Annotated in this window: 25 protein-coding genes; 8 read left to right on the top strand and 17 right to left on the bottom strand. The window is 67.6% G+C overall.

Going from position 1 to position 26,325, the window contains the following annotated elements:
* Positions 1-40 precede the first annotated feature (40 nt).
* The 4 genes from gatA (at position 41) to H0X95_RS22630 (ending at position 4,783) form a co-directional block, all read left to right on the top strand.
* The gene (gene gatA, locus H0X95_RS22615; protein ID WP_006494379.1) at positions 41-1,531 is read left to right on the top strand and encodes an Asp-tRNA(Asn)/Glu-tRNA(Gln) amidotransferase subunit GatA; all 1,491 of its coding nucleotides are present in this window, start codon (positions 41-43) and stop codon (positions 1,529-1,531) included.
* 4 nt (positions 1,532-1,535) lie between these two features.
* Positions 1,536-3,011, top strand: a complete 1,476-nt coding sequence (gatB, locus tag H0X95_RS22620) for an Asp-tRNA(Asn)/Glu-tRNA(Gln) amidotransferase subunit GatB (protein WP_006482505.1) — start codon at positions 1,536-1,538, stop codon at positions 3,009-3,011.
* A 118-nt stretch (positions 3,012-3,129) separates the two neighbouring features.
* A complete protein-coding gene (locus H0X95_RS22625) occupies positions 3,130-3,969 on the top strand; it encodes a polyphosphate kinase 2 family protein (protein WP_048987480.1) in 840 nt (279 codons plus the stop codon).
* A gap of 40 nt (positions 3,970-4,009) precedes the next feature.
* The gene (locus tag H0X95_RS22630) at positions 4,010-4,783 is read left to right on the top strand and encodes an exodeoxyribonuclease III (RefSeq protein WP_006494378.1); all 774 of its coding nucleotides are present in this window, start codon (positions 4,010-4,012) and stop codon (positions 4,781-4,783) included.
* A gap of 108 nt (positions 4,784-4,891) precedes the next feature.
* On the opposite strand, the gene H0X95_RS22635 is transcribed toward H0X95_RS22630, so the two are convergent.
* The gene (locus tag H0X95_RS22635) at positions 4,892-5,944 is read right to left on the bottom strand and encodes an NAD(P)-dependent alcohol dehydrogenase (RefSeq protein WP_006482506.1); all 1,053 of its coding nucleotides are present in this window, start codon (positions 5,942-5,944) and stop codon (positions 4,892-4,894) included.
* Positions 5,945-6,170: 226 nt separating this feature from the next.
* On the opposite strand from H0X95_RS22635, the gene H0X95_RS22640 reads away from it, so the two are divergent.
* Positions 6,171-7,115: an AraC family transcriptional regulator gene (locus H0X95_RS22640; protein WP_012492335.1), complete on the top strand. Its 945-nt coding sequence runs from the start codon at positions 6,171-6,173 to the stop codon at positions 7,113-7,115.
* Between the two features lie 22 nt (positions 7,116-7,137).
* Here the strand turns inward: H0X95_RS22640 and H0X95_RS22645 are convergent, their stop codons facing one another.
* The 7 genes from H0X95_RS22645 to argB form a co-directional block, all read right to left on the bottom strand.
* Positions 7,138-8,178 carry a M48 family metallopeptidase gene (locus H0X95_RS22645; protein WP_034201229.1) on the bottom strand — a complete coding sequence of 347 codons (1,041 nt, stop codon included), beginning with the start codon at positions 8,176-8,178 and terminating at the stop codon, positions 7,138-7,140.
* On the bottom strand, positions 8,168-9,589 hold the full coding sequence (locus tag H0X95_RS22650; protein WP_006484646.1) for an AmpG family muropeptide MFS transporter: 1,422 nt from the start codon (positions 9,587-9,589) through the stop codon (positions 8,168-8,170). The genes H0X95_RS22645 and H0X95_RS22650 overlap by 11 nt, the downstream gene beginning before the upstream one ends.
* 116 nt (positions 9,590-9,705) lie before the next feature.
* On the bottom strand, positions 9,706-10,314 hold the full coding sequence (metW, locus tag H0X95_RS22655) for a methionine biosynthesis protein MetW (RefSeq protein WP_006484645.1): 609 nt from the start codon (positions 10,312-10,314) through the stop codon (positions 9,706-9,708).
* Positions 10,311-11,456 carry a homoserine O-succinyltransferase MetX gene (metX, locus tag H0X95_RS22660; protein WP_006484643.1) on the bottom strand — a complete coding sequence of 382 codons (1,146 nt, stop codon included), beginning with the start codon at positions 11,454-11,456 and terminating at the stop codon, positions 10,311-10,313. Before metX ends, metW begins: the two co-directional genes overlap by 4 nt.
* A gap of 266 nt (positions 11,457-11,722) precedes the next feature.
* The gene (gene slmA, locus H0X95_RS22665; protein ID WP_012492337.1) at positions 11,723-12,388 is read right to left on the bottom strand and encodes a nucleoid occlusion factor SlmA; all 666 of its coding nucleotides are present in this window, start codon (positions 12,386-12,388) and stop codon (positions 11,723-11,725) included.
* Positions 12,355-13,146, bottom strand: coding sequence for a pyrimidine 5'-nucleotidase (locus tag H0X95_RS22670; protein ID WP_006495545.1), 792 nt, complete (start codon positions 13,144-13,146; stop codon positions 12,355-12,357). The genes slmA and H0X95_RS22670 overlap by 34 nt, the downstream gene beginning before the upstream one ends.
* A complete protein-coding gene (argB, locus tag H0X95_RS22675) occupies positions 13,143-14,042 on the bottom strand; it encodes an acetylglutamate kinase (RefSeq protein ID WP_006490510.1) in 900 nt (299 codons plus the stop codon). Before argB ends, H0X95_RS22670 begins: the two co-directional genes overlap by 4 nt.
* Positions 14,043-14,335: 293 nt before the next feature.
* On the opposite strand from argB, the gene H0X95_RS22680 reads away from it, so the two are divergent.
* From H0X95_RS22680 to H0X95_RS22690, 3 genes are all read left to right on the top strand, one after another.
* A complete protein-coding gene (locus H0X95_RS22680) occupies positions 14,336-14,560 on the top strand; it encodes a cysteine-rich CWC family protein (protein ID WP_006495544.1) in 225 nt (74 codons plus the stop codon).
* A gap of 91 nt (positions 14,561-14,651) precedes the next feature.
* On the top strand, positions 14,652-16,082 hold the full coding sequence (locus H0X95_RS22685) for an ATP-binding protein (RefSeq protein ID WP_006495543.1): 1,431 nt from the start codon (positions 14,652-14,654) through the stop codon (positions 16,080-16,082).
* A gap of 13 nt (positions 16,083-16,095) precedes the next feature.
* Positions 16,096-16,638, top strand: a complete 543-nt coding sequence (locus tag H0X95_RS22690; protein WP_006483687.1) for a response regulator transcription factor — start codon at positions 16,096-16,098, stop codon at positions 16,636-16,638.
* Positions 16,639-16,705: 67 nt separating this feature from the next.
* Here H0X95_RS22690 and hslU read toward each other — a convergent pair whose 3' ends face one another.
* The 9 genes from hslU to lpxL form a co-directional block, all read right to left on the bottom strand.
* Positions 16,706-18,049: an ATP-dependent protease ATPase subunit HslU gene (hslU, locus tag H0X95_RS22695; RefSeq protein ID WP_006495542.1), complete on the bottom strand. Its 1,344-nt coding sequence runs from the start codon at positions 18,047-18,049 to the stop codon at positions 16,706-16,708.
* 9 nt (positions 18,050-18,058) lie between these two features.
* The gene (hslV, locus tag H0X95_RS22700) at positions 18,059-18,595 is read right to left on the bottom strand and encodes an ATP-dependent protease subunit HslV (protein WP_006483683.1); all 537 of its coding nucleotides are present in this window, start codon (positions 18,593-18,595) and stop codon (positions 18,059-18,061) included.
* 236 nt (positions 18,596-18,831) lie between these two features.
* Positions 18,832-19,248: an RNA polymerase-binding protein DksA gene (dksA, locus tag H0X95_RS22705; protein WP_006477498.1), complete on the bottom strand. Its 417-nt coding sequence runs from the start codon at positions 19,246-19,248 to the stop codon at positions 18,832-18,834.
* A 494-nt stretch (positions 19,249-19,742) separates the two neighbouring features.
* Positions 19,743-20,918 carry a CobW family GTP-binding protein gene (locus H0X95_RS22710; protein ID WP_171984008.1) on the bottom strand — a complete coding sequence of 392 codons (1,176 nt, stop codon included), beginning with the start codon at positions 20,916-20,918 and terminating at the stop codon, positions 19,743-19,745.
* A 96-nt stretch (positions 20,919-21,014) separates the two neighbouring features.
* Positions 21,015-22,229: a class I SAM-dependent rRNA methyltransferase gene (locus H0X95_RS22715; RefSeq protein ID WP_059720855.1), complete on the bottom strand. Its 1,215-nt coding sequence runs from the start codon at positions 22,227-22,229 to the stop codon at positions 21,015-21,017.
* Positions 22,230-22,305: 76 nt separating this feature from the next.
* Positions 22,306-23,226 carry a tyrosine recombinase XerC gene (gene xerC / locus H0X95_RS22720; RefSeq protein WP_006483686.1) on the bottom strand — a complete coding sequence of 307 codons (921 nt, stop codon included), beginning with the start codon at positions 23,224-23,226 and terminating at the stop codon, positions 22,306-22,308.
* A 13-nt stretch (positions 23,227-23,239) separates the two neighbouring features.
* Positions 23,240-23,965 carry a DUF484 family protein gene (locus H0X95_RS22725; RefSeq protein ID WP_006495540.1) on the bottom strand — a complete coding sequence of 242 codons (726 nt, stop codon included), beginning with the start codon at positions 23,963-23,965 and terminating at the stop codon, positions 23,240-23,242.
* A gap of 37 nt (positions 23,966-24,002) precedes the next feature.
* Positions 24,003-24,872, bottom strand: a complete 870-nt coding sequence (gene dapF, locus H0X95_RS22730) for a diaminopimelate epimerase (RefSeq protein ID WP_006482985.1) — start codon at positions 24,870-24,872, stop codon at positions 24,003-24,005.
* A gap of 323 nt (positions 24,873-25,195) precedes the next feature.
* The gene (gene lpxL / locus H0X95_RS22735; protein ID WP_006482982.1) at positions 25,196-26,080 is read right to left on the bottom strand and encodes a lauroyl acyltransferase LpxL; all 885 of its coding nucleotides are present in this window, start codon (positions 26,078-26,080) and stop codon (positions 25,196-25,198) included.
* Positions 26,081-26,325: the final 245 nt, after the last annotated feature.

Below are 26,325 nucleotides of genomic sequence, written 5' to 3' on the forward strand. Positions count from 1 at the left end.
AGCGCCGCGCGCGACCCAGAATTCCCAGGAAAACCACTCAATGCACGCAAAAAGCCTGACCGAACTGCGCGCCGCGCTCGCCGCCAAGGAATGCTCGGCCGTCGAGCTCGCGCAGCACTACCTGAAACGGATCGACGCCGCGCGCGACCTGAACGCGTTCGTCCACGTCGACGCCGACCTCACCCTCGCGCAGGCGAAAGCCGCCGACGCCGAACTCGCGCGCGGCGCGGGCGGCGCGCTGACCGGCCTGCCGATCGCGCACAAGGACGTGTTCGTCACGCGCGGCTGGCGCTCGACCGCCGGCTCGAAGATGCTCGCGAATTACGAGAGCCCGTTCGACGCGACCGTCGTCGCCCGCCTGCAGGCGGCCGGCATGGTCACGCTCGGCAAGACCAACATGGACGAGTTCGCGATGGGCTCGTCGAACGAGAATTCCGCGTTCGGCGCGGTGAAGAACCCGTGGGACACGAACGCGGTGCCGGGCGGCAGCTCGGGCGGCAGCTCGGCCGCCGTCGCCGCGCGCCTCGCGCCGGCCGCGACCGGCACCGACACCGGCGGCTCGATCCGCCAGCCCGCGTCGTTCGCGGGCGTGACGGGCATCAAGCCGACCTACGGCCGCGTGTCGCGCTACGGGATGATCGCGTTCGCGTCGTCGCTCGACCAGGGCGGCCCGATGGCGCAGAGCGCGTCCGACTGCGCGCTGCTGCTGAACGCGATGGCCGGCTTCGACGAGCGTGACTCGACGAGCCTCGAGCGCGACGACGAAGACTTCACGCGCCACCTCGGGCAGCCGTGGGCGGCCGGCAACGACGCGGGCAAGCCGCTCGCCGGCCTGCGCATCGGCTTGCCGAACGAGTATTTCGGCGCCGGCCTCGCCGACGACGTGCGCGCGACGATCGACGCGGCGCTCAAGCAATACGAAGCGCTCGGCGCGACGCTCGTGCCGGTGTCGCTGCCGAAGACGGAGCTGTCGATCCCCGTGTACTACGTGATCGCGCCGGCGGAAGCGTCGTCGAACCTGTCGCGCTTCGACGGCGTGCGTTTCGGCCACCGCGCCGCGCAGTACGGCGACCTGCTCGACATGTACAAGAAGTCGCGCGCCGAAGGCTTCGGGCCTGAAGTGAAGCGCCGGATCCTGGTCGGCACGTATGTGCTGTCGCACGGCTACTACGACGCGTACTACCTGCAGGCGCAGAAGATCCGCCGCATCATCGCGAACGATTTCCAGGAAGCGTTCAAGTCCTGCGACGTGATCATGGGCCCGGCGTCGCCGACGGTCGCATGGGATCTCGGCGCGAAGGGCGACGATCCGGTGCAGATGTATCTCGCGGATATCTACACGCTGTCGGTGAGCCTCGCCGGTCTGCCCGGCATGAGCGTGCCGTGCGGCTTCGGCGCGGGCGCGAACGCGCAGCGCCCGGTCGGCCTGCAGATCATCGGCAACTATTTCAACGAAGCCCGGATGCTGCAGGTCGCCGACGCGTTCCAGCGCGCGACCGACTGGCACAAGCAAGTTCCGGCAGGGGTGTAAGCACATGGCTACTCAGTGGGAAGTCGTTATCGGTCTCGAGACGCACGCGCAACTGTCGACCGTCTCGAAGATTTTCTCGGGCGCATCGACGCAGTTCGGCGCCGAGCCGAACACGCAGGCGTGCCCGGTCGACCTGGCGCTGCCGGGCGTGCTGCCGGTGCTGAACCGCGGCGCGGTCGAGCGGGCGATCCGCTTCGGTCTCGCGATCGGCTCGACCATCGCGCCGCGCAGCATCTTCGCGCGCAAGAATTATTTCTACCCCGATCTGCCGAAGGGCTATCAGATCAGCCAGTACGAGATTCCGGTCGTGCAGGGCGGCCAGATCACGATCCAGGTGCCGGCCAACGAAAAGGCCGGCAAGGCTGCGTACGAGAAAACGGTCAACCTGACCCGTGCGCACCTCGAGGAAGATGCGGGCAAGTCGCTGCATGAAGACTTCGCCGGGATGACCGGGATCGACCTGAACCGCGCGGGCACGCCGCTGCTCGAGATCGTCACCGAGCCGGAAATGCGCAGCGCGGCCGAGGCCGTCGCGTACGCGAAGGCACTGCACGGGCTCGTCGTGTGGCTCGGCATCTGCGACGGCAACATGCAGGAAGGCTCGTTCCGCTGCGACGCGAACGTGTCGGTGCGCCCGGTCGGCCAGGAGAAGTTCGGCACGCGCGCGGAAATCAAGAACCTGAACTCGTTCCGGTTCCTCGAGGAAGCAATCAACTACGAAGTGCGTCGGCAGATCGAGCTGATCGAGGACGGCGGCGAAGTCGTGCAGGAAACGCGCCTCTACGATCCGGACAAGCGCGAGACGCGTTCGATGCGCAGCAAGGAAGACGCGCACGATTACCGCTACTTCCCCGATCCCGACCTGATGCCGCTCGTGATCGGCCAGGACTGGATCGAGCGCGTGCAGTCCGGCATGCCGGAACTGCCGGCCGCGATGCAGCAGCGCTTCGTCGACGAGTACGGCGTGTCCGCGTACGACGCGGGCGTGCTGACGTCGAGCAAGGCGATGGCCGCGTACTTCGAGGCGGTGGTCGCGAAGGCCGGCGCGGCGAATGCGAAGATCGCCGCGAACTGGCTGATGGGCGACGTGTCGTCGCAACTGAACCGCGACGGCATCGAGATCGACGCGATTCCCGTCTCGGCCGCGCAGCTCGCGCTGCTGCTGCAGCGCATCGCCGACGGCACGATCTCGAACAAGATCGCGAAGGAAATCTTCGCGACGATCTGGGACGAGAAGGCGACCGACGAAGGTGCGGCCGACCGCATCATCGACGCGAAGGGCCTGAAGCAGATCTCCGACACCGGCGCGCTGGAAGCGATCATCGACGAAGTGCTCGCGGCGAACGCGAAGTCGGTCGAGGAATTCCGCGCGGGCAAGGAAAAGGCGTTCAACGCGCTGATCGGCCAGGCGATGAAGGCGACCAAGGGCAAGGCCAATCCGCAGCAGGTCAACGAGCTGCTGAAGAAGAAGCTCGGCTGAGCATGCGCGCGCGCCTGAACCGCGCTTGACGACGGGCCGCTTCCGACCAGTTCGGGGCGGCCCGTCGCGTTTGGTGGATGCGTTATCGTATGCATCGCACCGTCCAACGGAGGAACGAATGGCGAAACAACCGTCGCTCGACGATTTCCGCGTGCCGTACAGCACGCGCGAGAAGGAAGCCGCCGCATTCAGGCTCGACGCGTTCGACCCGGCCGCGAAGCCGTTTTCGTCCGGCTCGAAGGAGGCCGACCGTGAACGGCTGTCGGTCGTGTCGACCGAGCTCGACGTGCAGCAGGAGCGCCTGCACACGCAGCAGAAGAAGCGCGTGCTGCTCGTGCTGCAGGGGATGGATACGAGCGGCAAGGACGGCACCGTGCGCGCGGTGTTTCGCGAGGTCGATCCGCTCGGCCTGCGCATCGTGCCGTTCAAGGCGCCGACGCCGATCGAGGCCGCGCACGACTTCCTGTGGCGCGTGCATGCGCAAGTGCCGGCGGCCGGCGAGCTCGCGATCTTCAACCGCAGCCACTACGAGGACGTGCTGGTGCCGCGCGTGCTCGGCGCGATCGGCGACAAGGAGTGCGAGCGCCGCTACCGGCAGATCCGCGATTTCGAGACGATGCTGTTCGAGAACGGCACGACGATCGTCAAGTGCTTCCTGCACATTTCGAAGGACGAGCAGCGCGCGCGGCTGCAGGCGCGCATTGACGATCCGACCAAGCACTGGAAATTCGACATCGCCGATCTCGACGCGCGCAAGCACTGGGACGCGTATCAGTCCGCGTACCGCGACGCGCTCGCCGCGACGTCGGCCGAGCATGCGCCGTGGTACGTGATCCCGGCGAATTCGAAGACGCACCGCAACGTGATGATCGCCGAGCTGCTGCTGCGCACGATGACCGACATGAAGCTGGAATTCCCGCCGCCGAAGCCCGAGCTCGAAGGCGTGAAGATCCGTTAAGCTGCCCCCTGTAAAAATATCGAACTGAACGGAACCCGACATGATGCGAGTGATCACCGCCAACCTGAACGGCATCCGCTCCGCCGCGAAGAAGGGCTTCTTTGACTGGCTCGGCGAACAGAACGCCGATTGCGTGTGCGTGCAGGAAATCAAGGTATCGGCCGACGACCTGCCGGCCGAATTCGTCGAGCCGCACGGCTTCAAGAGCTATTTCCACCACGCCGAGAAGAAGGGCTACAGCGGCGCGGGCGTGTACAGCCGCCGCGAGCCCGATGACGTGATCATCGGTTTCGGCAGCAGCGAATTCGATCCCGAGGGGCGTTACGTCGAGGCGCGCTACGGCAAGCTGTCGGTCGTGTCGGTGTACGTGCCGTCCGGCTCGAGCGGCGAGGAGCGCCAGCAGGCGAAGTACCGCTTCATGGCCGAATTCATGCCGCACCTCGCGGCGCTGAAGAAGAAGCGCGAGGTGATCCTGTGCGGCGACGTGAACATCGTCCACAAGGAAATCGACATCAAGAACTGGAAGAGCAACCAGAAGAACTCGGGCTGCCTGCCGGAAGAGCGCGAGTGGCTCACGAAGCTGTTCGACGACGTCGGCTACGTCGACGTGTTCCGCACGCTCGACCCGCGTCCCGAGCAGTACACGTGGTGGAGCAACCGCGGCCAGGCGTACGCGAAGAACGTCGGGTGGCGGATCGATTACCAGATCGCGACGCCGGGCGTGGCCGGGACCGCGAAAAGCACGTCGATCTTCAAGGACATCAAGTTCAGCGACCATGCGCCGCTGACGGTCGACTACGACTACCAGAAGTGATGGCCGGCGCTGCGCCGCGCGCGCAGCCGCCGGGCCATTCATTCCGGTCGCCGGATGCAAAACGGGCCGCCTGTTCCGACAGGCGGCCCGTTTCGCTTGGGGCGGCGCTTACTGCTTGAGCGACGCCATGTCGATCACGAACCGGTACTTCACGTCGCTCTTCAGCATCCGCTCGTAGGCCGTGTTGATCTGCTGCATCGGAATCGTCTCGATATCGGACGTGATCCCGTGTTCCGCGCAGAAATCGAGCATTTCCTGCGTTTCCGCGATCCCGCCGATCAGCGAACCCGCGAGGCGGCGGCGCTTGAAGATCAGGTTGAACACCTGCGGCGACGGATGGTCGTGCTCCGGCGCGCCGACGAGCGTCATCGTGCCGTCGCGCTTGAGCAGGTGCAGGAACGGATTCAGGTCGTGCTGCGCGGCGACCGTGTTCAGGATGAAGTCGAAACTGTTCAGGTGCGCGTTCATCTGCGCTTCGTCCTTCGAGATCACGACTTCATGCGCGCCGAGCCGCTTGCCGTCCTCGATCTTCGACGGCGACGTCGTAAACAGCACGACGTGCGCACCCATCGCGCGCGCCAGCTTCACACCCATGTGGCCGAGGCCGCCGAGACCGACGATGCCGACCTTCTTGCCGGGGCCGACGTTCCACTGCCGCAGCGGCGAATAGGTCGTGATCCCCGCGCACAGCAGCGGCGCGGCGCCGGCCGGGTCGAGCGTGTCCGGCACGCGCAGCACGAACGCCTCGTCGACGACGAGCTGCGTCGAATAGCCGCCGTACGTGATGTCGCCCGTCACGCGGTCCTGGCCGTTGTAGGTGCCGACGAAGCCGTTCTCGCAATACTGCTCGAGGCCTTCTTCGCAGCTCGCGCAGGTGCGGCACGAATCGACGAGACAGCCGACGCCGACCAGCTCGCCGACCTTGAAGCGCGACACCTGCGGGCCGGTCGCGGTCACGCGGCCGACGATTTCATGGCCCGGTACGACCGGGTAGATCGTGTTGCGCCATTCGTTGCGCGCCTGGTGAAGGTCCGAGTGGCAGACGCCGCAGTAGAGGACGTCGATCTGGACGTCGAGGTCGCGCAGCGCGCGACGCTGGAATTCGAACGGGGCGAGTGGCGACTGCGCATCGGTCGCCGCGTAGGCATAGGTCGTACTCATGCAAGGGCTCCTTGTCCGGAAAACATCCGGCGAAACAGACTGCCGTCGCATCATGTGGCGATGCGGCGAGACAGGACGTCATCGTAAGGAGCGCGGCGCCGCGGCGAAATACACGAAGGTCTGGAAGATTTGCCTATTCCTCTCGAATTGCCCGCGAACAGCCGTCAAAATGCGTCCAAGGTGCTACATTGCGAGCCAGATTCTCTTGCCGGACAGGGCCGTACCGATGAGCTTCCAACCCCTTTTGGCCGACGCGGGCGAGCGCCTGCAGCGCCGCATGATCGAGCTGCACACGCGCCTCGCGCCGAACGAGGGCGACACGCTCGCGGCGCTCGACGGCGTGCGCTTCATCCGTGTGACCCATCCGGCGCCGCGCATGCCGGTGCTGTACGAGCCGAGCATCATCGTCGTGTGCCAGGGGCGCAAGCTCGGCTATCTCGGCGACCGCTCGTTCGTGTACGACGCGCAGCAGTATCTGGTGCTGTCGGTGCCGCTGCCGTTCGAATGCGAGACCTTCGCGAGCATGGACGAGCCGTTTCTCGCGATCTCGATCCGCGTCGATCTCGCGGTGATCGCCGAACTCGCGATCCTGCTCGACGAGACGCTCGGCGCGGCGGTCAGCGAGCCGCTCGGCGTCTATTCGACGCCGCTCGACGCGCCGTTGGCCGATGCCGTCGTGCGCCTGCTCGAAGCGCTGGCGTCGCCGCACGACACACGGGTGCTGGGGCCGGCGATCATGCGCGAGATCGCGTATCGCGTGCTGACTGGCGAGCAGGGCGACGCGATGCGCGCGGCGCTCGTGCAGCAGCATCATTTCGGTCGCATCGCGAAGGCGTTGCGGCGCATCCATGCGGAGCTGAAGGCCGATCTCGACGTCGAGACGCTCGCCCGCGAAGCCGGGATGAGCCTCGCGGTGTTTCACGCGCAGTTCAAGCACGTGACGGCGACGTCGCCGATGCAGTACGTGAAGACCGCGCGGCTGCACCAGGCGCGGCTGATGATGGTGCGCGACGGGCTGGGCGCCGGCGCGGCGGCCGCGCGGGTCGGCTATGCGAGCGCGTCGCAGTTCAGCCGCGAGTTCAAGCGGCTGTTCGGCCGCAGCCCGGGAGACGAAGTGCGCTGGATGCGCGACAGCGGGGTGCGCCCGGCCATGGCCGACGTGGACGCGTAGCGTCCCGGCGCCGCGCGGCGGTTCAGCGCCGCACGATCTTGCGCCGCTGCGCGCTGATGCCCGCGTAGTCGGGCAGCGATTCGACGCGCTTGCCCGTTGCCTTCGCGTACAGCGGCATCAGGTCCGGCAGCCGGTTCAGCAGGTCCTGGCGGCGCGCGCTGCTGTACGGATGCGTGTAGATGAAGCCCGACGCCTTGTTCGCGCGGGTCGCGACCGCGAGCTTGTCCCACAGCGTGATCGCCGCGCGCGGATCGAAGCCCGCGCGGGCGGCGATGTCGCCGCCGATCACGTCGGCCTCGGTTTCGTCGGTCGGGTCGTAGTGGAGCGATTGCAGGCGCTCGCCGAGGTTCAGCGCCTGCGGCAGCGGATCGCCGACGCCGAACAGCGGCGGCAGCGCGGCCGCGCGCAGCGACGTCTGCGAGGTCACGCTGAAGTTGCTGCGCGCGTGTTCGCGCAGCGCATGGGCGATGCCGTGCGCGAGCAGCACGCCGAGCTCGTCGTCGTTCAGGCGCACCCGATCGAGCATGCCGCCGTACACGAGCACCTTGCCGCCCGGCAGGCAGGTCAGGCGGATGTCGCGCGAGCGGATCGCGTTCACGTCCCAGGCCCAGCTTTTCACGCGGTCGTTCCACTTCACCGAATACGGCGCGAGCTTCGCGACGATCGCGCGCAGCCGCTTCACGCGCGGCTGGTTCGCACTCAGCAGCCGGTTGCTGTCGGCGGCCGCCTGGACGATCTGTGCGTATTCGTTCGCGGTGAGCTGTTCGAGCAGCGGCGACGGGATCAGCGTGCGGAATGCGATCGCGTTGCCGTAGCGGACCTGCTGCGGCGTCGGCGTATAGGCCTTCGCGGGCGCCGCGGCGCCGGTCGGCTGCGCGCCTTCCGCGATGGACGGCGCGGCGGGCGCGGCCGCCGTCGCAGGCGCGGGCGGCGTCGCCGGCGCGGAGCCCGCCGCGGTCGCGCCGGTGTCGCTCGCGCAGGCGTCCATCGCGGCCAGTGCTGCGGCGCCGATGCTCAACGCAGCCGCGACGCGGGCGAGACGATGCAGGCGGTTACTGCGCACGGCTCGCCTCGCCGTCGCGTGCGGTACCGTTCCACGGCGCGATCCTGAACAGCAGCAGCATGCCGGGAATCGCGAGCGCGGTACACACGATGAAGTAGTCGAACCAGCCGATCTTCGCGACGATGAAGCCGCTCGCGGCCGACGCGAGCGTGCGCGGCACCGACGCGAGGCTCGTGAACAGCGCGAACTGCGTGGCCGTATAGCGCGGGTCGGTCGTGCTCGCGATATAGGCGACGAACGCGGCCATCGTCAGGCCGGTCGTGAAGGTCTCGAAGCCGTAGACGATCGCGAGCGCGACCGTCATCGGGCTGAATTGCGGCGTGACGGCGATGCCGAACACCGACAGCGCGGACGCGATCGCGTGACTCGTCGACACGGTGAAGTCGTACAGCATCGCGAGCACCGGCGAGCCGGGGCCGAGCTGCGCGAGCCACGCGAAGCCGAGCGTCGACACCAGCTGCAGCGCGCCGAAGATCCACAGCCCGCGGCCGATGCCGATCTTCACGAGCCAGATGCCGCCGATGATGCCGCCCAGCACGCTCGCGACGAGCGCGGTGGTTTTCGCGACGATGCCGATCTCGGTGCGCGTGAAGCCGATGTCGAGGAAGAACGACGTCGACAGCGTGGTGGCCATCGTGTCGCCGATCTTGTACAGGAAGATGAACGCGATGACGAGCAGCGCGCCGGCCCAGCCGTCGCGCTGGATGAATTCGCGGAACGGCAGCACGATCGCGTCGCGCAGGTTGCGCGGCGGCGCGCCGACCACTTCCGGCTCGCGCACGACGAGCGTCATCAGGATGCCCGGCAGCATGAACGCGCCGGTGATCGCGAACACGGCGTCCCACGGCATGTGGTCGGACAGGATCAGCGCCAGCGAGCCGGGGATCAGCGCGGCGAGCTTGTACGCGTTCACGTGCACCGCGTTGCCGAGGCCCTGCTCGGTGTCGCGCAGCAGCTCGCGGCGGTACGCGTCGATCACGATGTCGGCGCTCGCGCCGAAGAACGCGACGAGCGTGGTGAGCGCGGCGACCGTCCAGATCGAGTCGCGCGGCGACACGAAGCCGAGCGCGGCGATCGCGCCCGCGACCAGCAGCTGCGTGAGCAGCAGCCAGCCGCGCCGGCGGCCCGGCCGCCAGCCGGGCAGGCGCGGGATGTAGCGGTCCATCAGCGGCGCCCACAGGAACTTCCACGTATACGGGAACTGGATCAGCGCGAACAGGCCGATTTCCTTCAGGTTCACGCCTTCGGAGCGCAGCCATGCCTGCACGAGGTAGACGAGCGTGAAGAGGGGCAGACCCGACGTGAAGCCCAGGAACACGCAGATCAGCATGTGCGTGTTCAGATAGGCTCGCCAGCCGGGGTGATCCTCGTGAGCGGTGAGTGCGGGCGCCTCGTGTGGCGTTTTCGACATGGACTGGAACTGGGTAGCGTTGACTGATGGCGGCGGCAGCGCAGGCGGCGCGAGCGGCGCACGAGGGGCGACCGCTCGCGCGTGCGGACCGGAGCTTCCGTCAACGGCCCCCCGGCTCAGCTGCGCTTGACGCGGTAGACAGCAAGACTACCACGCCAGTTCGCTCCCCATCGAATCGGCTGGCCTTCGTGCAGCACGATGCGGTCGAGAATCGTGACGCCGACCTCGGGCGCGAGCGCCTCGAAATCCTTGATCGTCAGCACCCGCACGTTCGGCGTGTTGTGCCACTGGTAAGGCAGCGACTTCGACACCGGCATGCGGCCGCGCAGCACCGACAGCCGGTGCGCCCAGTAGCCGAAGTTCGGGAACGACACGATGCATTCGCGCCCGACCCGCGCGGTTTCGCGCAGGATCGCGGCGGTCTGGTGAATCGTCTGCAGCGTCTGCGACAGGATCGCGATGTCGAAGCTGTGGTCCTCGAACAGGCGCAGGCCGTCCTCGAGGTTCTGCTGGATCACGTTGATGCCGTTCTTCGTGCTCGCGAGCACGCCCGCGTCGTTCAGCTCGATCCCGTAGCCGGTGACGTCCAGCTCTTCCATCAGCAGCGACAGCAGCGAGCCGTCGCCGCAGCCGAGGTCGAGCACGGTCGCACGCGGCTCGACCCAGCGCGCGATCGCGCGGAAGTCCGCGCGCGCGGACAGGGAATTCAGCGCTTGCTGGTTCATGCTCCTACCTCGTTGGCGATTCGTTCGTAATACGCGCGGATCAGGTTGTGATAACGCGCATCGTCGAGCAGGAACGCATCGTGGCCGTGCGGCGCATCGATTTCCGCGTAGCTGACCGTGCGCTTGTTGTCGAGCAGCGCCTTCACGATCTCGCGCGAGCGCGCGGGCGCGAAGCGCCAGTCGGTCGAAAAGCTCGCGATCAGGTACTTCGCCTGCGTGTGCGCGAGCGCGGCCGTCAGGTTGCCGTCGAACGCCTTCGCCGGATCGAAGTAGTCGAGCGCGCGCGTGATCAGCAGGTAGGTGTTCGCGTCGAAGTAGTCGGCGAACTTGTCGCCCTGGTAGCGCAGGTACGACTCGACCTCGAACTCGACGTCGAAGCTGAAGTTGTACGCGTCGAGCGCGCCGTCGGCGCGGCGCAGCGCCCGGCCGAATTTCTCGGCCATGTCGTCGTCGGACAGGTACGTGATGTGGCCGATCATCCGCGCGACGCGCAGGCCGCGCTTCGGCTTCACGCCGTGCGCGTAGTAGTCGCCGCCGTGGAAATCGGGATCGGACAGGATCGCCGAGCGCGCGACCTCGTTGAATGCGATGTTCTGCGCGGACAGCTTCGGCGTCGACGCGATGTCGATGCAGTGCGCGACGCGTTCCGGATACATCAGGCTCCACGCGAGCGCCTGCATGCCGCCGAGGCTGCCGCCCATCACCGCGGCGAAGCGCTCGATGCCGAACGCGTCGGCGACGCGCGCTTGCGCATGCACCCAGTCCTCGACGGTGACCACCGGGAACTTCGCGCCGTACGGCTTGCCGGTCGACGGATCGATGCTCATCGGTCCGGTCGAGCCGAAACACGAGCCGAGGTTGTTCACGCCGATCACGAAGAAGCGGTTGGTGTCGAGCGGCTTGCCCGGGCCGACCATGTTGTCCCACCAGCCGGTGCTGCGCGGATCGTCCGCGTAGACGCCGGCGACGTGGTGCGACGCGTTGAGCGCGTGGCAGACGAGCACCGCGTTCGAGCGCGCGGCGTTGAGCTCGCCGTACGTCTCGACGACGAGCTGATAGTTGCCGATCACGCTGCCGCTTTGCAAGCGCAGCGGTTCGGCGAAGTGCATGGTCTGTGGAGCGACGATGCCGATCGATTCCATTCGTTCCGCCTTATGACTGGGCGGCTAAATGGTGTCGGCGATGCGCGGAGGCGAAGGTGCGCGGCTGACGACCTCTTTAGCCGCATTTGTAGTGAACCGCCAGGGCGAACGCACAGCCACGCCCTGGCCGGTTCGCGCGCCCGCAATCGAGTCAGCAAATCGGCGCGCTTCCGACCTGCCGCCCGTGGGGCGACAGTCGGCAAAGTATAGCGGAAATTGCGAGGCCCGGATTCGGGCGCATGGCGGGGCGCGCCGTCATGCGTCGGTCACTGCAGGATCAGCCGCAGATGCGCATCGGCCTGCTCGCCCGGCGGCTTCTGGAACCCGCCTTTCGCGAACCGATGCCACCGGCCGATCACGTAGCTGACGAGCAGGCTCGCGCGGGCGCCGGGATCGTAGTCGGCGGGCAGCACGAACGGCGTCGCGCCGTCCTGCGGCGCATTCGCCTCGGTACGCGCGACGCGCAGGCATTGCTTGACGGTCGCCTCGATCCGGTCGAGCAGCTGGTTCACGCGCTCGGTGAGCCGCTCGTCCTCGCCGACCAGCGCCTCGCCGGTCAGCACGCGCGTCATGCCGGGGTTCTTCGCGGCGAAATTGAGCATCGTCAACGCGATCGTGCGGGCCTGCAGCACGCCGTTCGGCTCTTTCGCGACGATCTGGTTGACGAGCCCGAACAGCGCCTGTTCGATGAACTCGATCAACCCTTCGTACATCTTCGCCTTGCTGGTGAAGTGCCGATACAGCGCGGCCTCCGACACGTCGAGCCGGGCCGCGAGCGCGGCGGTGGTGATTTTCTCGGGTTTCGGGGCCTCGAGCATCGCCGCGAGCGTCTGCAGGATCATGACGCGGCGCTCGCCTGGCTTCGGGCGCGGGCGCGAGGGTGTGGCCTGGCCTTCCGTTACGGCTTGGTCCTGCGGGTAAGTCGGCTGCATTTTTGTCGCCCCGATCGTGTGCCCAGTCGCAGCGATTTTAACGAACGAATGCGCTGGTCGACATAATGCGGACGTCCGGTCGCCGGCAGATGGCCGGGCAAGTGGCCGGTGATCCATATCGTGCCGATGCCCAGACGCTTGTAGCGTTTCAGGTGGCCGCGCGTATCCTCGACGAGGATCGCGTCGGCGAGCCGTGCGTGCGCGGCGCGCAGCGTCCGGCGCAGCATCGTGTGATCGGGCTTCGCGCGCCACGTGCGGCGGTCGCGCATGTGCTCGATCGCGATCACGCGCTCGAACAGCCGCTCGATGCCCAGCTCGCGCAGCACCGCGCGCGCATAGTTTTCCGGCGCGTTGGTCAGGATCAGCTTGCGGCCCGGCAGCGCGGCGACGATCCGCGCGAGGCCACGCTCGGCCCGCACCATCGCGGGCAGGTCGGAAAACGTGTGGACCACGCGCAGGAAATCGTGCGGGTCGATCGGGTGATGGCGCGTGAGACCGAGCAGCGCGGCGCCGTAGCGCTCGGTGTAGCCGGTGCGCAGGCGGTCGGCTTCGGCGCGCCCGACCTGCAGCGCGTCGATGATGTATTGCGTCATCGCACGGTTGATCTCGGGAAAGATCGCATGCGATGCGTGGTGCAGCGTGTTGTCCAGATCGAACAACCAGACCGGCGCGCCGGCGCGCGGCCGGCTGCGCGAGATGCGCCGGCGCCGCAGCGGGGCCGGCAGGTCGGGGCGGGCAGGCGGGCGGCGCGCGCTCAATGCGAGCGGATCATCGTGCCGAACGGCTGCTCGGTCAGGATTTCCAGCAGCACCGAATGCTCGATCCGGCCGTCGACGATGTGCACCGACTTCACGCCGCTCTTCGCGGCGTCGAGCGCCGACGAGATCTTCGGCAGCATGCCGCCGGAGATCGTGCCGTCCTCGAACAGCGCGTCGATCTCGCGCGCGGACAGGTCGGTCAGCAGGTTGCCGTCCTTATCCATCACGCCCGGGATGTTGGTCATCATCAGCAGTTTCTCGGCGTTCAGCACCGTGGCGAGCTTGCCCGCGACCAGATCCGCGTTGATGTTGTACGACAGGCCGTCTTCACCGAAGCCGATCGGCGAGATCACCGGGATGAACGCGTCGTCCTGCAGCGCCTTCACGACCGCCGGGTTGATCGCCTCGACTTCGCCGACCTGGCCGATATCGATGTACTGGCCCGGGTTGTCGCGGTCCGGCATCAGCAGCTTGCGCGCGTGGATCAGGCCGCCGTCCTTGCCCGTCAGGCCCACCGCGTGGCCGCCGAAGTGGTTGATCAGCATCACGATGTCCTGCTGCACTTCGCCGCCCAGCACCCATTCGACGACTTCCATCGTCTCTTCGTCGGTGACGCGCATGCCCTGGATGAAGGTGCCGGCCTTGCCGATCTTCTTCAGCGCGTGATCGATCTGCGGACCGCCGCCGTGGACGATCACCGGATTGATGCCGACCAGTTTCAGCAGGATCACGTCGCGCGCGAAGCCCTGCTTGAGCCGCTCTTCCGTCATCGCGTTGCCGCCGTATTTGATGACCACGGTCTTGCCGTGGTAACGACGGATGTACGGCAGCGCCTCCGCGAGGATTTCTGCTTTCAGCGTGGGGGCGATCTGCGAGAGGTCGATGGGCTCGGACATGGCGGCGGCTCTGGCTGGGAACGGTTGAAACAGGCCGAATTGTACAGGAGTGGCGCAGCGCAGCATCGGGTTTTTGGGCCGATCGGAACACCGGCGGCGCGCCGCGGCATCGCACGCGGCGGCCCGCCGGCTATGGCGCGGCGCGATTCGGGCGGCACCGCGCGGGCGGCACCGGCGGGCTGGCGCGCGCGCGTTTGCGGTGGAGCGTGGCCAGGCGGCCGACGTGCAAAATCCGGCCGCCGCGCTATGCTTGTCGCGTGGGGCGATGTCCCGCCCGCTTCCGCGATTGCGCCATGACCGATTCCGCCGCCGACGCCCGTTCCGCTCCGCGCCGTGCGCGCTGCCCGCGCTGCGGGCGCGGCTTCGACTGCGGCGCGCACACGCAGCCGTTCGACTGCTGGTGCGCGTCGATGCCGGTGCCGCCCGGCGGTACGCCGCCCGCGGCCGGCGCGCGGTGCCGGTGCCCCGAGTGCCTGGCCGACGAGATCGCGCAGCGCATGGCCGGCGCGGCCGGTTGACGGTGCCGCACCACGCACGCGCCTCGCCCGTTCGCGTGCGCCGATCCGGCCCCGCTAGAGGCGCCGGGCGCTAAACGGGTAAACTGCTCGGATGCAACGAATCACCACCACCGGGCGCGTCAACCTCAGTCACCTGTTCTGGCTCCGTAATCTCGCGATCATCGGCCAGCTCGTGACGATCGGCGTCGTGCAGACCTATTTCGGCGTGCATCTGCCGTTGCCGGCGATGCTGATGGTCATCGCGCTCGAAATCGTTTTCAACGCGCTGACCTGGGTGCGCGTGCTGCGTGCGCGGCCCGAGACCAATTTCGAGCTGCTCGGCCAGCTGTGGGTCGACCTCGGCGCGCTGTCCGCGCTGCTGTTCCTGTCGGGCGGGACGACCAACCCGTTCGTGTCGCTGTACCTGCCGTCGCTCGCGATCGCGGCGGCCGTGCTGCCGTGGCACCTGATGATCTGGCTCGCGGCGTTCGCGGTCGCCTGCTACGCGGCGCTCGGCTTCGACTCGGTGCCGCTCAACATGGATAACCCGGCGAACCTGTTCGATTACTACCGTACCGGCATGTGGGCGAACTTCATGGTCAGCGTCGGGCTGATCGCGTGGTTCGTCGCGCGCATGTCGAATGCGCTGCGCCAGCGCGACGCGGCGCTCGGCGAGGCGCAGGCGCATCTGCTGCGCGACGAGCGGGCGGTCGCGCTCGGCGTGCAGGCCGCCACCGTCGCGCATGAAATGGGCACGCCGCTGTCGACGATCGCGATGCTCGCCGAGGAGTTGCGCGACGCGGCGCGCGCCGATCCTGGGCTGGCGCGCTACGAGGCCGACCTGAAGGTGCTCGAGGAACAGATGACGCTGTGCACGTCGGCGCTCGCGCGCCTGCGCAGCCGCGCGAGCGCGCCGGCGAGCCGCCAGCCGGTGGACGACTGGCTCGACACGTTCGTCGAGCACTGGCGCCTGCGGCATCCGCACGTGCAGTTCGAACTGCTCGGCGCGCGCCCGGCCGGCGTCGCGCTCGACGATACGGTCGCGGCCGGCCAGATCCTGACGATCCTGCTCGACAACGCCGCGCGCGCGAGCCCGCAGCGCGTGACGCTTGCCGCGAAGGTCGCGCACGATCGCGCGGCCGACGAAATCGAATTCGAGGTATGCGACGATGGGCCGGGCATTCCGGCCGCGCTGCGCGAATCGCTCGGCGCGATGCCGGTCGACAGCACGCAGGGCGGGCACGGCGTCGGCCTGTATCTCGCGTTCAGTGCGGCCGCGCGGCTCGGCGGCGAGATCGAACTGTCCGATGTCACGCCGCGCGCGGCGGGCGGCAACGGGCGGGCCGGCGGTGCGGCAAATGGCCACGCGGCGGCGGCCTCGGGACAACGCGCGGGATCACGCACGGGTGCACCGGCAGCCGAACGGCCAGCCGGCACGCCGGACAGCCGCCCGGCCGGCGCCGCGGCCGGGCGCGGCACGCGGGCCGTGCTGCGCCTGCCGGTCGTGCGCGTCGCGATGCCGGCGGCCTCAACCAACACGTAGACGGAGAAACCCCATGAGCGAGAACAATTTCCTGGTGATCGACGACAACGAGGTGTTCGCGGGCACGCTCGCGCGCGGCCTCGAGCGCCGCGGTTACGCGGTCCAGCAGGCGCACGACAAGGAGGCGGCGCTCCGGCTCGCCGCGGGCGGCAAGTTCCAGTTCATCACCGTCGACCTGCATCTCGGCGAGGATTCGGGGCTGAGCCTGATCGCACCGTTGTGCGACCTGCAGCCCGATGCGCGCATTCTCGTGCTGACCGGCTACGCGAGCATCGCGACCGCCGTGCAGGCCGTGAAGGAAGGCGCCGACAACTATCTCGCGAAGCCGGCGAACGTCGAGTCGATCCTGGCCGCGCTGCAGACCAACGCGACCGAAGTGCAGGCCGAAGAAGCGCTCGAGAATCCGGTCGTGCTGTCGGTGGACCGGCTCGAATGGGAGCACATTCAGCGCGTGCTGGCCGAGAACAACAACAACATCTCGGCGACCGCGCGCGCGCTGAACATGCACCGCCGCACGCTGCAGCGCAAGCTCGCGAAGAAGCCGGTGCGGCAGTAAGCGGCGCACCAACGAAAACGGGCGACCCCCGAAGGGGCCGCCCGCTTCTCATTCGGCGCCGCGCGCGTTACAGCACGTAGCGCGACAGGTCTTCGTCCTGCGACACTTCGCCGAGCGCGCGGTCGACATACTTCGCGTCGATCGTCACGCGCTCGCCGGCGTGGTTGCCCGCCGAGAACGACACTTCCTCGAGCAGCTTCTCGATCACCGTGTACAGCCGGCGCGCGCCGATGTTCTCGGTTTTCTCGTTGACCGCGAACGCGATCTCGGCGAGGCGCCGGATGCCGTCGTCGGCGAATTCGAGCTGCACGTCTTCGGTCGCGAGCAGCGCCTGGTACTGCTTGACGAGGCTCGCGTCGGTCGCGACGAGGATTGCCTCGAAGTCGTTCACCGATAGCGAATCGAGCTCGACGCGGATCGGGAAGCGGCCCTGCAGTTCGGGAATCAGGTCGCTCGGTTTCGCGAGGTGGAACGCGCCGCTGGCGATGAACAGGATGTGATCGGTCTTCACCATCCCGTACTTCGTGTTGACCGTCGTGCCTTCGACGAGCGGCAGCAGGTCGCGCTGCACGCCCTGGCGCGACACTTCGCCGCCGCTGCCTTCGTTGTTGCGTGACGTGATCTTGTCGATCTCGTCGAGGAACACGATGCCGTTCTGCTCGACGTTCTGCACGGCCTTCGTCTTCACTTCCTCTTCGTTCAGCATCTTCGCCGCTTCCTCGTCGGTCAGCAGCTTCAGCGCTTCCTTGATCTTCACCTTGCGGCGCTGCTTCTTGCCGCTGCCGAGGTTCGAGAACATCGAGCGGATCTGCTCGGTCATCTCTTCCATCCCCGGCGGCGCCATGATGTCCATGCCGACCGACGGCTGCTCGAGGTCGAGCTCGACTTCCTTGTCGTCGAGCTGACCTTCGCGCAGGCGCTTGCGGAAGGTCTGGCGCGTCGCGTTGTTGTCGTCGTTCGCGTGCTCGGCGTTGCCGCCGAAGCCCACCGCGCGCGGTTGCGGCAGCAGGATGTCGAGGATGCGGTCTTCCGCCTGGTCGGTCGCCTTGCTGCGCACCTTGCGCATTTCGGCTTCGCGCGTCTGCTTGACCGAGATCTCGATCAGGTCGCGCACGATGCTGTCGACGTCGCGGCCGACGTAGCCGACTTCGGTGAACTTGGTCGCTTCGATCTTGATGAACGGCGCGTCGGCGAGCTTCGCGAGGCGGCGCGCGATTTCGGTCTTGCCGACGCCCGTCGGCCCGATCATCAGGATGTTCTTCGGCGTGATTTCCTGGCGCAGCGGCTCGGCGACCTGCTGGCGGCGCCAGCGATTGCGCAGCGCGACGGCGACGGCCTTCTTCGCCTTCGCCTGGCCGATGATGTGCTTGTCGAGTTCCGAGACGATCTCGGCAGGGGTCATGGTGCTCATGGGGTGTCCTTACTCGATCGTTTCGATGATGCGGTTGTGGTTCGTGTAGATGCACATGTCGCCGGCGATCCCGAGCGACTTCTCGACGATTTCGCGCGGCGACAGGTCGGTGTTCTCGACGAGCGCGCGGGCCGCGGCCTGCGCGTACGCGCCGCCCGAGCCGATCGCGCAGATGCCGCCTTCGGGGTCGAGCACGTCGCCGTTGCCGGTGATCACGAGCGTGGTGGTGGCATCGGCCGTGATCAGCATCGCCTCGAGGCGGCGCAGCATCCGGTCGGTGCGCCAGTCCTTCGCGAGCTCGACGGCCGCGCGGGTCAGGTTGCCCTGGTGCTTCTCGAGCTTCGCCTCGAAGCGGTCGAGCAGCGAGAACGCATCGGCGGTGCCGCCCGCGAATCCGACCAGCACCTGGTTGTTGTAGATTCGCCGCACTTTCCGCGCGCCACCCTTCATGACGATGTTGCCGAGGGTTACCTGGCCGTCGCCGCCGAGCGCGACCTTGTCGCCGCGCCGGACCGAAACGATGGTCGTGCCGTGAAATTGCTCCATCTGCGTTCCTTGAGAAAAACGGGGAAGAGTCGGGCGGCGCGACGCGCCGCCGCGTGAATCCGCAGTGCGCCGGGGAGCGGCCCGGCGCGCGTCCGTTTCATTTTAGGGCGGGCGCCGGGATATCAAGAGGGGGAGGCAAATCGGCCGGCAGCCGGGAACCGGTGCCGGAAAACAAAAAGCGCGCGGCAGGCCGCGCGCTTTCGGGAAGCAGCGTGTCTGAGCGGAATACCGCTCGATCAGTCGCCGAACAGCTTCTGGCGCAGCTCGCGGCGCTCCTGCGCCTCGAGCGACAGCGTGGCGGTCGGGCGCGCGAGCAGGCGCGGAATGCCGATCGGCTCGCCGGTTTCCTCACACCAGCCGTAATCGCCGGAATCGATGCGGGCGAGCGACTGCTGAACCTTCTTGAGGAGCTTGCGTTCGCGATCGCGCGTACGCAGCTCGAGCGCGTGCTCTTCCTCGATCGTCGCGCGGTCGGCGGGATCGGGGACGATCACCGTCTCGCGCAGGTTCTCGGTCGTCTGGCCTGCATTCTTGAGGATGTCCGCCTGCAACTGTTCGAGCCGATTTTTGAAGAAGGCGAGCTGATCCTCATTCATGTAATCCTTGTCGCTCATCTTCAGGATTTCGGCTTCGGTCAAGAGTTTCTTCGTCATCTGCTTGCTTCTTCAATGTGCGGCAAATCAAGAGATATTGCCTGCACTTTGGGATTACCCGCAACCGCGCTTGCAATCATTTGCGATTTGCCGCCGCGGGGCCGAAAGCCTCTGGAAAACCGGTTCTCAAATACCAGGATAGGCCTGGCGCGGATTTGCGCGCGCTGCGAACCGGTGTGCTGCGCGGCAGATCGCATCGGCCGCGGCCGGGAGGCGGATGGGCGATCCGGCGCGGTTGCGATGCCCGGAAAACTGGTTCAGCAAGAACCGGGCCTGTTTGTTGCCGTACTCCAGCGGGCACGTATTGTAACTGAATCGCAAGCGGCCGCCGTATCGGGTCGATCCCCGTCGGCCGCGCCAATATCTAGAAAATATAACGCGCAAATCGCGAAAAAGCGATGACGGCGAAACCCTGCCCGGAAAAGGCGTCGCGCGGCTGCCGCAGCCGCCTGCGAAGGCGGCCGGCAGCGGGGTGCGGCAGGCGCCCGCGCGGGTCAGGCGAGGCAGGCGTCGAGGCCGTCGGTGATCAGGTCCTGCGGCAGGTCGACGCCGATGAACACCATCTTGTTGGTTTTCTTCTCGACCGGCAGCCACTTCGCCGCGAGGTCGCTGCCCATCATCTGGTGCACGCCCTGGAACACGACCTTGCGGTCGACGCCCTTCATGTACAGCACGCCCTTGTAGCGCAGCATGCGCTCCCCGTAGATCTGCAGGATGCCGCCGAGGAAGTCTTCCAGCTTGTTCGGATCGAACGGGCGGTCGTTGCGGTACACGAACGACTTGATCTTGTCGTCGTGGTGCGCGTGGTGATGGTTGTGGTGGCCGTGGTCGTGATCGTGCGCGCATTGGCCGTGATCGTGGTCGCAATTCGCGTGATCGTGATCATGGTCGTGATCGTGGTGGTGGTGCGCGTGATCGTCCTCGGCGAGGAAATCGGGATCGATCTCGAGCTTCGCGTTCAGGTTGAAGCCGCGCAGGTCGAAGATTTCCTTGATGTCCGCTTCGCCGAAATTCACGACCTTGATCGCGGCCTTCGGGTTCATGTGCATCAGGCGGTGCTTCAGGCCCGCGACGGTCTGGTCGTCGACGAGGTCCGACTTCGTGATGAACAGGCGGTCGGCGAAACCGACCTGGCGCTGCACCACTTCGTGTTCGTCGAGCTGCGCGTTCGCGTGCTTCGCGTCGACCAGCGTGATGACCGCGTCGAGCAGGAAATCGTCGGCGATTTCGCTGTCGATGAAGAACGTTTGTGCGACGGGGCCCGGGTTCGCGAGGCCGGTCGTCTCGATCACGATGCGGTCGAAGTCGAGCTTGCCTTCGCGCTTCTTCGCGGCCAGATCGCCGAGCGCGCGGGCGAGGTCGCCGCGGATCGTGCAGCAGATGCAGCCGTTGCTCATCTGGATGATCTGCTCGTTCGAATCCTGCACGAGGATTTCGTTGTCGATGTTCTCTTCGCCGAACTCGTTCTCGATCACGGCGATTTTCATGCCGTGCTGTTCGTTCAGGATGCGCTTGAGCAGCGTCGTCTTGCCGCTGCCGAGGAAGCCGGTAAGGATGGTGACGGGAGTGGCCATGTCGGTCGCCTGTGGTTCGTGAATCGGGGTCAAAACCAGGATGTGCGTCGCGCCCTCGCGCTGCGAGCCGGGGCGCACAACCATCCATTGAAACATACCTGTCAAGCCCTCGCCCATCGTCCGGACGACAGGGGCGAGGCGCGGCCCGACAGGCGGAGCTGGCGGACCGGGTGTCCGCCAAGATCGGGGCGATCAGACGATTTGCAACAGCAGGCCCTTCAGATATTCGCCTTCCGGGAACGCGGCGAGCAGCGGATGATCGACGCCCGCGCCGAGCCGCTTCAGGATCCGCGCGTCGACCTTCGCGTCGGCGGCCGCGCCCGCGACGATCTTCTGGAACAGGTCCATGTCGATCGCGCCCGAGCACGAGTAGGTGAACAGCAGGCCGCCCGGACGCAGCAGCCTGAAACCGCTCAGGTTGATGTCCTTGTACGCGCGCGCCGCGCGATCGACGCTGTCGCGGGTCGGCGCGAACTTCGGCGGATCGAGCACGATCAGGTCGAATCGTTCGCCTTCGTCGACGAGGCGGCGCAGCGTCTTGAACGCATCGGCGTCGAGCCAGGTCGCGCGTTCGGCGTCGAAGCCGTTGGCCACGACGTTCTGCTGCGCGAGCGCGAGCGCATCGCCTGACGAGTCGATCGACACGACGCGTTTCGCGCCGCCCTTGAGCGCCGCGAGCGAGAAGCCGCCGGTGTAGCAGAAGCAGTTCAGCACGTCGCGGTCGGTCGCGTACTGCGCGACGAGCGCGCGGTTGTCGCGCTGGTCGACGTAGAAGCCCGTCTTGTGGCCGTTCGGCACGTCGACGTGATAGCGCACGCCGTTTTCGTTCGAGATCAGCGTCGCGGGCGGCGCGTCGCCGGCCAGCACGCCGGTCGTCTGTTCGAGCCCTTCCTTGTCGCGGATCGACACGTCCGAGCGCTCGTACACGTTCGGGCAGCCGGTCGCGCCGGTGAGCGCCGCGACGATCGCGTCCTTCCACGCTTCGACGCCCGCGGCCATGAACTGGCAGACGAGCTGGCCGCGCGGCGCGGCGCCGGCCTCGGCGGTGTCCGCGACGTAGTAGTCGACGATCAGCCCCGGCAGCCCGTCGGCTTCGCCGAACACGAGCCGCACCGCGCCCGTGCCCGACACCATCGTCGTGCGGTGCGCGACCGCGCGCTGCACGCGGCGCTTGAAGAACGCGTGATCGATCGGCTCGTGCTCGTCGAAGCTCCACACCCGCACGCGGATCTGCGACTGCGGGCTGTACGCGCCGCGCGCGAGGAAGCGGCCGTCGTGCGCACGCACGAGCACGGTCGCGCCGGGCGCGGGCTTGCCGTCGACGCGGTCGATCGCATTGGCGTAGATCCACGGATGGCGGCGCAGCAGCGATTTTTCCTTGGACGGCTTGAGGGTGACGGTTTGCATGATGAGATCGAAATGGGCCGGGCGCGGCGCCGGCCGGTGCCGGCCGCCGCGCGTGGCGGGTAACACGGGACGCGCGTCAGTCGCGCTTCTTCGCGCGCGGATGCGCGCTGTCGTAAATCTTCGCGAGATGCTGGAAGTCGAGCGACGTATAGACCTGCGTCGCGGCGACGCTCGCGTGGCCGAGCAGTTCCTGCACCGCGCGCAGGTCGCCGCTCGACTGCAGCACGTGCGTCGCGAACGAGTGGCGCAACACGTGCGGGTGGACGTTGGCGGGGATGCCGGCGGCGAGCGCCGCGCGCTTCACGCGCTCGCGCACGACGCCCGGCGACATCCGGTTGCCGCGCACCGACACGAACAACGGATGCGGATCGTGCTTCACGAATTCGCCGCGCACCGCGAGCCACGCGTTCAGCGCGTCGATCGCCTTGCGGCCGACCGGCACCTTGCGCTCCTTGTTGCCCTTGCCGCGCACGGTGACTTCGGCTTCGGCGAGATCGAGCCAGCCGGCCGAGCGGTAGCCGTCGGCCTGCGTGTACGTCACGTCCAGCCCGATCAGCTCGGCGAGGCGCAGCCCCGACGAATAGAACAGCTCGAGGATCGCGTGATCGCGGATGCCTTCGGTCGTGCCGGCGAGCGGCGCGTCCATCAGCGCGGATGCGTCGTCGACCGACAGCGCCTTCGGCAGCGTTTTCGGGCGCTTCGGCGCGCGCACCGCGGCCACCGGGTTCGCGGGCATCTCGATGCGTTGCGCGAGCCAGCGGTAGAACGCGCGCCACGCGGAGAGCCGGTGCGAGATCGAGCGCGCGGACAGCCCGCCCGCATGCGCGCGGGCGACCGCGCCGCGCATGTCGGCGGCGGTCAGCGCGTCGAGCGGCCGGCCGGCCGCGAGCTTCTTCAGTTCGTCGAGTTCGTGCGTGTACGCGCGCAGCGTGTGTTCCGACAGCTGCCTGACGTGCTTCAGGTTCGACAGGTAGGCGGCGATCGGATCGTCGGTCATCGCGTGCGGCGGATCAGTGCGGCAGCAGGCGCGTGAGCGCGGCGCTCGCGAGCGTCGCGATCTGTGCGAGGAAGTCGGTGGCCATCCCGTCGTGGAAGCGGCGCGGATCGGGCGAACCGAGGACCAGCAGGCCGAACGCGGGCGCATCGTTGCCGGCGAGCGGCGCGCGCAGCGCGAGCAGTGCGACCGACGCGGCCGAGCCGTCGCCGGCCGGCGCGGCTTCGGTGCCTTCCGCGGCGCTCGCGGCCGGGGCGGCGAGCGCGGGCGCGAGCCACTGGGCGGCTTCGAAGCCCGTGTTCGCACCGCAGTACGGCGTCGACAGGCCGTTCGTGAACAGGCGCACTTCCTCGCCGACCTGGCGCGCGAAGTCGGCTTGCGCGTAGGTGTCGGCGACGTCCCACACGCGCAGCGCCGTCTGCGGTACGTCGAACACGTCGGCGATGCCGTCGGCGATCGTGCGCGGCAGCGCGTACGGATCGCGCTCCGCGATCACGCGCGCGGTCCAGCGGCTGAATTTCGCGGACAGGCTGTCGTTCTCGTGGCCGTAGCGCACGAGTTCGGCGAGCCGGCGCTCGAGGTGCTTGTTCTTGTCGCGCAACATCTCCATCTGCCGCTCCTGCAGCGAGATCGCGGCCTTGCCGTGCGGGTTCGCGAGACGGATCGTCGCGAGCAGCTCGGCGTGCTGCGCGAAGAATTCGGGGTTGGCGAGCAGGTAGTCGGCGACTTCACGATCGTTCATGTGGCTGGAGCGTTCAGTTATCAAGGACGTTGCAGGGTCAGGCGTTCAGGTCGATCTCGCCTTCGAACACGGTCGTGGCGGGGCCGGCCATCATCAGCGCGGCGGCTTCGTCGCGCGCGCCGTCCCAGCCGATCGTCAGCGTGCCGCCGTGCGTGTGCACGGTCACGGGCGAATCGAGCAGGCCGCGCCGGATGCCGGCCGCGACCGCCGCGCATGCGCCGGTGCCGCACGCGAGCGTCTCGCCCGCGCCGCGTTCGTACACGCGCAGCTTCACTTCGCGGCGCGACACGATCTGCATGAAGCCGGCGTTCACGCGCTGCGGGAAGCGCGCATGACGCTCGATCAGCGGGCCTTCTTCCAGCACCGGATACGCTTCGGCATCGTCGACGACCTGCACGGCGTGCGGATTGCCCATCGACACCGTCGAGATCCAGCGCGTCGCGCCGCCGACGTCGAGCGGCCACAGCGTGTCGCGGCCTTCCTGGCGGCCGTCGAGCCCCGCTGCGTCGAACGGCACCTGCGCCGGCGCGAACACGGGCGCGCCCATGTCGACGACGACTTCGCCGTTGTCCTGCAGCGTCAGCGTGATCAGGCCCTTCATGACCTGCACGCGCACGCTGCGCTTGTCGGTCAGGCCGCGGTCGCTGACGAACTTCACGAAACAACGCGCGCCGTTGCCGCAGTGCTCGACCTCGCCGCCGTCGCAATTGAAGATCCGGTACTTGAAATCCGCGCCGTCGACGGTCGGTTTCTCGACCAGCAGCAACTGGTCGGCGCCGATGCCGAAATGGCGGTTGGCGAGTGCGCGCACCTGCGCGTCGGTGAGCGGCGGCAGCGCGCGCGAATAGCCGTCGAGCACGACGAAGTCGTTGCCCGCGCCGTGCATCTTGGTGAACGAGAGTTTCACTGGGTCCGGAATTCCATGGCGAACGAGGCGGTCGGCACGACACGGACGGCCGGCGGCCATGCCGGGGCAGCCTCGTTCGTCGTGCTGATCTCAACCGCAAATGATACATGCAGCCGACAGGGGCGTCCTGCGCGGGCGGGGCCGCGTGTCCGTCGTGCAGATGGAAGGGGCGCAATCTGCCGATTGGCCGACTGGCCGCGCGAACGACGAGCGGCCGGATCGACAGGAGGGCGGTGCGGCAGGCGGGCGCGCAAAGGGCGCCGAAGGCGGCGAGAGCGCAGGCACGCACATGACGGCGCACCCGCGCATGTTTCGCGGCAGGGTCAGTACAGGCTCGGCTCGCCGGGCGGGCGCGTCTTGAAGCGCTTGTGCACCCAGTAATACTGCTCGGGCATCAGCGGAATCTGCTCCTCGAGGAATTCGTTCATCCGCCGCGCGTCGAGATCGTCGTCGCCGGTCGGGTAGTGATCCCACGGCTTGAATACCCTCAGACGATAGCCCTTGTAGTTCGGCAGCACCTCGCCGATGAACGGCACGACCTGCGCGCGGCCCGTCTTCGCGAGCCGGCCGACGGCCGTCAGCGTGCAGGCCGGCACGCCGAAGAACGGGACGAACGTCGAGTTGCGCAGCCCGTAATCCATGTCCGCGCCGAGCATCACCGGCTTGCGGTCGCGCAGCCAGCGCAGCACGACGCGCGCGCTGTCCGCGCGGCCGACCATCTCGGCGTCGAAGCGCCCGCGCGCCTTCTTCGCCTCTTCCTCCAGCACCGCGTTCGAGAACGGCTGGTACAGCGATCCGCAGCGGCGATGCAGCGAACGGTTGAGCCAGATCGAACCGGCCTCGATGCCGACGAAGTGCAGGCCGAGGAACAGCGTCGGCGGCAGGTCGGGATCGGTGAGATCGACCGCGCTGTCCACCTGGATCAGCTTCGCGAGCTTCTTCTCCGAGCCGAACCACTGCACGCTGCGCTCGACGTAGCTGCGGATCGCATGACGGAAATGCTGGCCCGCCACTTCCTCGCGCCGCTCGTCGCTCCAGTCCGGGAAGCAGAGTTTCAGATTCGTATGTACGATGCGCTTTCGCCGGCTGGGGATCTGATACAGCAGCCAGCCGAGGCCATCGCCGAACCGTGCGGTCAGACCGTACGGCAGCAGGGCGAGCAGCTTCAGCAAGCCGATGGCGAGGTGCGTGCCGAGGCGGCCTAGCATGCGGAATCTCCGTAGGGCCGGCTGGCCGGCACGTTGCGAACAGGGTGGTAAGACAGCGGAAGATGCAGCACGGGCGGCGCTCTGTGACAATTCAGGAAAGCCGCTATAATACGGGCTTCGCCGAGTTAACTGACAACTTGCGGGGCGAAGCCGGTTGGCGCGACACGCGCTGCCCGGTCCTGGTAATCCGCTAAAGCGTCGCCGCTTCAGGCCCAACGAAGCTGGCTACGTGAAACCAACCGTAA

The organism is Burkholderia sp. 9779_493 (assembly GCF_015712215.1).
Lineage (GTDB): Bacteria > Pseudomonadota > Gammaproteobacteria > Burkholderiales > Burkholderiaceae > Burkholderia > Burkholderia cenocepacia.